The organism is Thermoleptolyngbya sp. M55_K2018_002, from assembly GCF_015295965.1.
In the GTDB taxonomy this organism is placed as follows: domain Bacteria; phylum Cyanobacteriota; class Cyanobacteriia; order Elainellales; family Elainellaceae; genus Thermoleptolyngbya; species Thermoleptolyngbya sichuanensis.
In genome coordinates this window covers 1-8,280 of record NZ_DVEA01000196.1, presented here as the reverse complement: position 1 = coordinate 8,280, position 8,280 = coordinate 1, and the positions used below count along the sequence as shown (strand labels likewise).

6 protein-coding genes are annotated in these 8,280 nt (G+C 57.4%); 1 reads left to right on the top strand and 5 read right to left on the bottom strand.

Annotated elements, in window-relative coordinates; translation table 11 throughout:
• On the top strand, nt 1–2,564 hold a 2,564-nt coding region (locus IGS51_RS09530), incomplete at its 5' end, for a PAS domain-containing protein (protein ID WP_297078186.1).
• Nucleotides 2,565–2,606: 42 nt separating this feature from the next.
• Here the strand turns inward: IGS51_RS09530 and IGS51_RS09525 are convergent.
• The 5 genes from IGS51_RS09525 to IGS51_RS09505 all read right to left on the bottom strand — a co-directional run bounded on the left by IGS51_RS09525 (nt 2,607) and on the right by IGS51_RS09505 (nt 7,948).
• Nucleotides 2,607–3,371 carry a sirohydrochlorin chelatase gene (locus IGS51_RS09525; RefSeq protein ID WP_297078185.1) on the bottom strand — a complete coding sequence of 255 codons (765 nt, stop codon included), beginning with the start codon at nt 3,369–3,371 and terminating at the stop codon, nt 2,607–2,609.
• Nucleotides 3,372–3,422: 51 nt separating this feature from the next.
• Nucleotides 3,423–3,977, bottom strand: a complete 555-nt coding sequence (locus IGS51_RS09520; RefSeq protein WP_297078184.1) for a Dps family protein — start codon at nt 3,975–3,977, stop codon at nt 3,423–3,425.
• A gap of 256 nt (nt 3,978–4,233) precedes the next feature.
• Complete coding sequence (locus tag IGS51_RS09515; RefSeq protein WP_297078183.1) at nt 4,234–5,211, bottom strand: bestrophin family protein; 978 nt, start codon at nt 5,209–5,211, stop codon at nt 4,234–4,236.
• A gap of 137 nt (nt 5,212–5,348) precedes the next feature.
• Nucleotides 5,349–6,233 carry a LysR family transcriptional regulator gene (locus tag IGS51_RS09510; protein ID WP_367279301.1) on the bottom strand — a complete coding sequence of 295 codons (885 nt, stop codon included), beginning with the start codon at nt 6,231–6,233 and terminating at the stop codon, nt 5,349–5,351.
• Nucleotides 6,234–6,334: 101 nt separating this feature from the next.
• A complete protein-coding gene (locus tag IGS51_RS09505) occupies nt 6,335–7,948 on the bottom strand; it encodes a peptide ligase PGM1-related protein (RefSeq protein WP_297078181.1) in 1,614 nt (537 codons plus the stop codon).
• Nucleotides 7,949–8,280 lie beyond the last annotated feature (332 nt).

Genomic DNA, 8,280 nt, shown 5'->3' with positions numbered 1-8,280 from the left:
CGTGCGATCGCCCTGCCCAGCCCATGCTGCGACCAGACAGCACCCCCATGCCGCCAGAAGAATTCGCCAGCGTCCGCGCTCTGAGAGAGCAACGGCCTGTTCACAATGTTGAAAAGGGCATTGTTCGCGCCGACGGCTCCGTGCAATGGGTGAATGTCTGCGCTGCGCCAATTCCGCTGGAAAACTATGGCGTGGCGATCGCCTACATCGACATTACCCAGCGAAAACAGGCCGAACTCGCCCTGCAAGACAGCGAAACGCGCTGGCAAACCGTCGTCCAGTCCACTAATGACGGCGTGTTTGACGCAGACCTGATCACGGGCAAGACCTTCCACTCTGAGCGCTGGAAAACCATGCTGGGCCACCAGCCCGACGAACCCTCAGAAGCCTACGAAGCGTGGGAGCAGCGCATCCATCCCGATGACTGGGCGCGGGTCATGTCGGTTTACGAAGCCTACTGCCAGGGAGCGCTGCCCCTGTTTCGGGTCGAGTATCGGCTGCGCTGCAAAGACGGCAGCTACCGCTGGGTGCTAGATCGAGCACAGATCCTCCGCGACGAACACGGTACGCCCGTGCGGATGATTGGCACCATGACCGATATCCACCATCTCAAGGATGCTGAGGAAGCGCAAACGCTACAGGTAGAGCGGGAACGGCTGCTGTCTCGCGTGACGCGGCATATCCACCAGTCGCTCGATTTAAGCGAAATTTTGAACTCTGCGGTTACGGACGTGCGGCAGTTGTTTCAGTGCGATCGCGCTTTGATCTATCGCTTTCATCAGGTTTCCACGCGACCTGCCCAGGCGATTGTGGAATCGAGCTTGCCCGGTTGGGGCGTGGTGCTAGACGATCCCCAGGTCTGCGGTCGGGTCGAAGACGTGCTATTGCAGCAATATGGCGATTCCCATAGGGATCGCTTCGCGAATCGCCCCAGCACCGAAGTTCAAACCACCCGCATTGACAACATCCACACGGCGGATCTCTCGCCAGAGTTTCGCGAGATGCTGACCCGCGTGGGCGTGCAGTCTGGTCTGACGGTTACCATCAACTGCGACGGCAACCTGTGGGGGCTGCTGTGTGTTCACCAATGCCAATCCTTGCGAGAGTGGCAGACCTGGGAGATAGATTTGCTGGTGCAACTGGCCAACCAGTTGGCGATCGCCGTGCAGCAGTCGGAACTCTACAGCCAAGTGCAGCGGGTCAACGCCGAGCTAGAAACCAAAGTGGCCGAGCGCACGGGCGAACTGCGCCAGTCCCTTGAGTTTGAAGCCTTGCTCAAGCGAATTACTGACCAAGTCCGCGATAGCCTCGACGAGCGCAAAATCTTGCAAACGGCGGTGCAAGAGCTGGGGCAGGCGCTTGGGGTCTTCTGCTGCGACACCGCGCTCTACGATGCCGAAAGCCAGGTTTCCACCATCTACTGCGACTATACCCGCGAGGTCAAGTCCGAAGAGGGCACGCAGATCCTCATGGCAGACTATCCCGATCTCTATCGCCAGCTTTTGCAGGGAATGCATCAGCAGTTTTGCTATGCCAACGAGGTGACGCGCGATCGCCTGCTGACCCGCCCAGTGGCCAAACACTGTACGATTTTTTCCTGCCCCATCCGAGACGATCAGGGAGTCCTGGGAGACATGGTGCTGCTGCGGCCCGCCGATGAATTCTTTAACGAGCTGGAGGTGCGGCTGGTGCAGCAGGTGGCCAACCAATGCGCGATCGCTCTCCGCCAGTCTCGCCTCTATCAGGCCGCCCAGGCTCAGGTCACCGAACTGGCCCGCCTGAATCAGCTCAAGGACGACTTTCTTTGCACCATTTCCCACGAGCTACGAACCCCCGTCGCCAATGTCAAAATGGCGGCTCAGATGGTTGAAACAACCCTCCGAGCAGAGGGCATCCTCGACAACCCCAGCCATCCGCTAGGGCGCTATGTGCAGATTTTGCAAGAGGAATGTCAGCGAGAGATTAATCTTATCAACGACCTGCTTGACCTTTCCCGGCTCGATGCCGAAGTCGATCTGCTGCACCCTGTTCCCATTCACCTGCAATCCTGGATTTCCCACGTTGCGGAACCCTTCTTAGACCGCATCCATCGCCACCAGCAGCACCTCAGCCTTGACCTGCCGCCCGACCTGCCGCCCCTCACCACCGACCTCAGCCACTTTGAGCGCATCCTCACCGAATTGCTCAACAACGCCTGCAAATATACCCCCATCGGCGAACGCATCGAGGTGCGAGCCAGCCTCAGTAGCGACCGCATGGAGCGCGACGAAGTGGAACAAGATGGAGCCGAATCCGAAAGCCCGCTCTCCAGCCCCTCTCCCCTCCCCCATTTCCTCATCACCATCACCAACACGGGGGTCGAAATCCCTCCAGAGGAGTGCGATCGCGTGTTTGATCGGTTCTATCGCATCCCCAGCAGCGACCCCTGGAGGCACAGCGGCACTGGTCTGGGCCTGGCGCTGGTCAAAAAGCTCACGGAACTGCTGGGCGGCCGCGTTGGCATTCGCAGCAGCGCAGGACAAACCATCGTCTGGCTCCGCCTTCCGCTTGTTCTGCGGCAGTGATTGCTGGAAACGTCGCCCCACTCAGCAGAAGGGGAAAAAACCTCAGCCTGACCGCCTCGCCTCGCCCCAACCCAGCGGGCAGGTTGCCAGATCCAGAACCAGCGCAGCAAGCTGGGGAGTCGCGCCAAACGGCGGATAGAGCCGGAACTGGCAGGTGGGAAACTGCGCGGACAGGTCGCGCACGTCCTGGGCGATCGCTTCGGTAATCCCGCCGGGAAACAGAAAAAACGGCAGAATGTCCACCTGCTGAGCGCCCTGAGCTACCAGCCTGGCGGCCTGATCGGCAAGACTCGGCGGCAAGGCCCAATAGGCGGCGATCGCCCCGATTTGCTGGGCCAGCGCTTCCACGGGCGCATGGCCTCCGGGACGACGACTGCCATGAGCCAGCAAAATTCGGGCCGCAGGTTCAGAATTTGGGGCAGGCAATAAGTCTGCCAGCCTGGGGTGGCTACCCAGATGGGGCGCAATCTCGATGGACAAGCGCGGGCTAGCCTGCTGGCGGGCGATCGCCACCTCAGCGGGGATGTCTTCCATCACATGCACCCCCGGCAGCAAAAATAGCGGCATAATTACGAGGCGATCGCCCCCCAGGGTCAGCGCTTGCGTCGCCACTTGCAAGATTCGCTGGTGCAACGGCTGTGGACTTAGCTCCAGTGCGGCCGTCTCCACCAGCGGCGGCAGCCCACCCGCCTCCCGCCGTCGCAACTCCGCCGCAACCTGATGCGCCAAAACCCCAGCCTCGGCATGAGGTCTGGGGTCGCGGCTGCCGTGAGTCACCAAAAGGTAGGCGGGAAGATGGGCGGGCAATTCAGAATTTGGCTAGGGTTGAGTCAAAAAGGAATCTGCCCCTTATTATCCTCAATTCTGACTGGCTAAGGTGAAGGCCGGTGTAAGGCTGTCGTGGGCCAGGAAGTGCGACAGGTGGAAGGCGCGATCTTCCGACTCCAGCAGGATCTTTTCATAGAGGTGGCGAGTGGCGCGATCGCCCAGGCTTTCTGCCTGCCCAGCCTGCCGCCGGATCACCTTGATGATTTCCTGCTCTGCGCTCAAGTCATGCTCCACCATGGCCCGACAGGAAAACACGCCGTCCGGCTCTGGCGTAAAGCAGCATAGCTCTGCCAGTTTGCTGAAGCTGGCAACGGGCACGCCGCCCAGCCCGTTCAGCCGCTCACCAATCTCGTGGACATGGCCCTGCACCTCGTCATAGGCTTCCGAGAAAAATTCGTGCAGTTGATAAAACTCAGAGCCTTCCACCACAAAGTGATGCTTTTGGTATTGCAAATACAGCGCTTGGAAGCTTGCCAGGACAATGTTAAAGCCTTCACAAACCGCTGTGGTGACGTTCATCTCCAACCCGATGGGGTTGTCTTTCATCTGCTCAAAGGTTTGAATCGGACTTGCCGTAATAGCCATAGGTGCGCTCCTCAGCGATCGCAGGTTTCCTGATTTTTTCAGTCGATACTCAACACAGTATACAGATTAAAAAAAGCCGTCAACTACCACACAATTTCTTAATAAGAAAGATTCTCAAAACAAAAAAAATCATGACAATTCACAACGAATTCAATAGCGATTTATACAAACCCAAGTCTTCTTTGAGAGGTTTTGTATTGAGCAGTGCCCAAAAAACATTAAAATATCGCCCAAGCATTGCTCTCCGATGCCAAGACTATTCAGCAGCATAAGCATCTTTGGGTTGAACTTGAGTTTCCGCTAAGGGCTTAGAATCAATTGCCCAGGCAGACCCCAGACTAATTAAATCTTCAACATCCCGCAGCATATTTAAACACATTGCATCCAGCGGCAAATCGTTTGCGTCGGTGCCAAAGGGGTTTTCAATTTCAATGCCAATCTCTTCGATGCCCAGCAGCGTAAAGGTAATAAGGGCGACGATGGGCCCGGTCGCCCACTGTAAATCTGCGACCAATTGGAAGGGCAACGTCAGGCAATAAAGCAACAGCAATTGTTTCAAATGAATCACATAAGCCAGGGGAATGGGCGTTCTTAAAATTCGTTCGCATCCTCCTAGCACATCGACCATCGTGCTAATCATTTTTTGCATCGTGTCGAGTTGATAAGCGGTGAGCCGATTTCGGCGGCGCTGCTTTTGTAAATAGCTGCTAATCCAAAAGGCTATTTCTAAGGGTGGCGTGTTGGTATTTTGCAGCTTAAAGTAGTAATCTTTGGGGAGCAAATCAAGGAGCATCAAGTCTTCAAAAGACTGTTTACGGAGGTGCAGCTTGGTGGACACAGCAAACGCAACCAATAATCGCAAGATAGAAATCTTTTGGGCGCGATCTTGAGAATTCTTTTCAGCCACATTTACCCAGATTTGCCGCGCCAAGTTGCGGGTGGTGTTGGTCAGGGTGCCCCACAGCTTTCGCCCTTCCCAGAAGCGCTCGTAGGCGGTGTTGGTGCGGAAGACCAGCAGCAGGCCCAGCACGATATTGGGAATCAGCCCAGACAGCGCCGGAATCGAAACTGCGAGGTCACGGGCATGTAGGATGGCGATGAGTTCTCCGAACAGTCCGCACAGCAACGCTCTGGGCAAGACGTAGGGCACGACCGAGCCGCGCAGTTGCAGGGCAGAGCGAAACCAGCTTCGCTTTTGGGGGGCAAGGAGGAGATTCCAGCGGGGTTGAGGCATGAGGTTTGGCGAATTGAGGTAGGGCGACTGGTATGAGCTACTGGTATTAGCTATTAGTAGGGGATTTGGGGACTTGTGACACTCCATCACTGCCTGAATCCGCTCCCCTAAGAATGATCCCCGATTTAGCCTAACCTCTAACTCCTGCCTATTTTTTGGGCGATCGCCAAAAATCGCTGCACAGTGGGCGAGGGGTCGGGCTGGCGGGTGAGGAGGGCGATCGCCGCCTTGGGGGTGGGTTCCTGGAGTTCGCGGTACACAACCCCGGTGCGCTGGAGGTTTTGCAGCGACAGGGGAACAATGGCCACACCGATTTCTGCGGCCACCAGGCTGATAATGGTCTGCATTTGGATTGCTTCCTGCACGATGGCGGGGCTAAAGCCACCCTGCTGGCAGAGGCTAATAATCTGGTCGTAGAGTCCGGGAGCCAGCGGCCGGGGAAACAGAATGAAGGGTTTGCCCGCCAAATCTTTGAGCGACACGCTTGGCTGCTGCGCGAGGGGATGCTGCTGGGGCAGGGCGACGACGAGCGGCTCCTCACACAGCGGCATCAGGCAGAAGTCTGGCTCGTTTACGGGCGGGCGGACGAGGCCCACGTCCATGCGGCGATCGCGCAGCCATTGCACCTGCTGGTCGGTGGTCAGTTCGTGCAGTTCCAGACTGACATCCGGCGCAGCGGCGCGAAAGCCCCGGAGCAGCGTCGGCAGCACGCTGTAGGCTGCGGAACTGACGAAGCCGATCACCAGTTGTCCCCGCTCGCCCCGACTCACCTGCTGCCCCAGTTGCACAGCCTGATCCAACTGCTGCATGATTCGCCGACATTCCGCCAAAAACACCGCGCCTGCCTCTGTGAGCTGCACGCTGCGCTTGGTGCGGTAGAACAACTGGAAGCCTAATTCCCCCTCTAGCTGACGAATCTGCTGACTGAGGGGCGGCTGGGCCATGTGCAGCCGTGCGGCGGCCCGCCCAAAGTGCAGTTCTTCGGCCACGGTGATGAAATAGCGCAGGTGACGCAGTTCGATCATGCGGGCGATCGCCAGCTATTTTTCCTCAAAGATCCGAGAAGGTGGATTGTGCAAGACACGCGCAACCCAACCGTTTCCAGCCCCCTCCCAAGCAGGCGCTAGCCTTCGTGGTGAAAGTGCCAGTTGATGGGCGGCGTGTGGGACGCGGGATGAAACGGGTGCGACAGGTTCGTTTCAGTTTCCTGATCGAGCGTGGCGATCACCTGGTTATAGCGGTCTTCTGCGTCCTGGGGCGAGTCGCCGATGCTGGTCAGCCCCAGTTTGCCGTATTCCGACAGGCAGCCCATGATATGAAACACGCTGCCTGTTTCGGTAATGGGCGTAAAGTGGAGGCGATGCTGCACGATGATGTCCATTAGGTCGCTGGGCAGCAGGCCGAGATAGCGATCGCTCTGCAAGTTGTCGGTGGCGATGTAATATTTGGGCTGACCGTGCTGGTTGAGAAATAGCCCAGTTTGGGGATCGTAGCTGCCGCTGGTGAGCAGCTTCAGCGTCATTAAGGGATGCGTTGTGCCGCCTTTGCGGACGTTGATTTCGATCGCCTGCAAATCCCAGTCCTCCGTCGCGTCTGGCCGGACCGCCATGAAATCAATGCTAAAGCGTTCTAAAACGCCCTTTTCTGCCAGCAACTTGCCCACTGCATAGCCATAGTCTTGCAGGCGCATCCGGTAAGACTCGTCTGCTGGAAAGCGACAGCCCAAAAAGATTTGCCCGTCGGGCCCGCCCAAGATCTGGTCGTGGGTAGACAGCACCTCGACCTCGCCCAGCGGCGTAATCCGGCACTGGACGCTGGGCGATCGCTTTTCTTCGCCTTCGATAAACGCTTCGACGATTGCCCCCAGTTCGGGAATTTTGCTGCTGAAGTTGTCCCAGGTTTCGGTGTCGCTCTGAAAGCTGAGGTGGTGAAACGCCTGGGCGATCGCCTCTCGTCGGGCTTCGGTGGATGCCTGCCCCGGCGCAACGGCGGAGAGCGGCCGCAGATCCAGCAGCGCATTCCCCTGACCCGAAAAGCCCTCGTTTAGCTTTACGACCATCCGCTTCAGGTCGGGGCGACGTTCCCATAGGTCTACCGTTGCCAGCACCAGTTCTTCTGCCGTCCAGGTTTGCAAGCTGCCGTCGGGATGGGGCACGTTGGCTTCGGCAAAGGCCTGGCGGCTGCCGCTCTTGGTGCCCCAGTAGAGCAGGTCGGGGTCCAGCCCATAGAGCGGAATATCCAGTTGAAGCGACAGTTCCCGCTCTAGCGCAGTGGCGTTGAAGCAGGACATATAGGCTTTTTCGGGGCGCAGCAGGCTGCGGATGTGCTGGACGAGGCGCGGCCGCTCCAGGATTTTTTGCGTCAGGGGCTTGGGATGCGAATCGTAGGTGGACAGCAGGATGAGGCGATCGCGGGCGTGGGAGTAGGGGATTTCGGGCAGCAGGTGCAGATAGTAGTCGATGATGCTGGGATGAATTGGCTGCGACGTGACGTAGATTAGCCGCGTGCCCGGATTCCGCAGGCGAATCAGCGAAAACAGCAGCCGCTCTTCGTAATGGTGAACCCCTTTGACCTTTTGCAATTCGCGCTGATCCAGCGTCAGGGAGGGAACGATCAGAATGTCATGTTCTCCCCGGTCAAATTGATCGATGGTTTGCCAGCGATCGCGCAGTTGTCGTTGCAACGTGTGAAAGCGATCGCTAGCCTGCACCATCGGAGCCACCGTCAATGTCTGCATAAATCCCCCAGTTTTGGGCATCTTTCAAAGGTTTATTGTAATCAGGACTTACTTGCGATAAGTTTTCTGGGTTTTGGACGATTTTTCTGCGAGAAATCGTCCCACCGCGTAAGTCCTACTGCGTAAGTCCTATTGATAAAGCTCGAACCAGTTCAAACGAAGTTTGTTAAGAAATCAAAACACTGAAGCAGCCATCTTTCCAGACGGCGACCCCTGTTCTATCCCGTTGATCCGCGCTTAGCGCTTCAAATTACGTAAAATCGACCGGGCAACCCTAAATCTAGGCAAACCCAGCCTACCGAACCCTGGCATCCAGCGAAAGCGTTTGCGAC

Coding starts and splice junctions, on each gene's coding strand:
- IGS51_RS09520 (WP_297078184.1), bottom strand. CDS start 3,977: ATGGCTATTACGGCAAGTCCGATTCAAACCTTTGAGCAGATGAAAGAC.
- IGS51_RS09515 (WP_297078183.1), bottom strand. CDS start 5,211: ATGCCTCAACCCCGCTGGAATCTCCTCCTTGCCCCCCAAAAGCGAAGC.
- IGS51_RS09505 (WP_297078181.1), bottom strand. CDS start 7,948: ATGCAGACATTGACGGTGGCTCCGATGGTGCAGGCTAGCGATCGCTTT.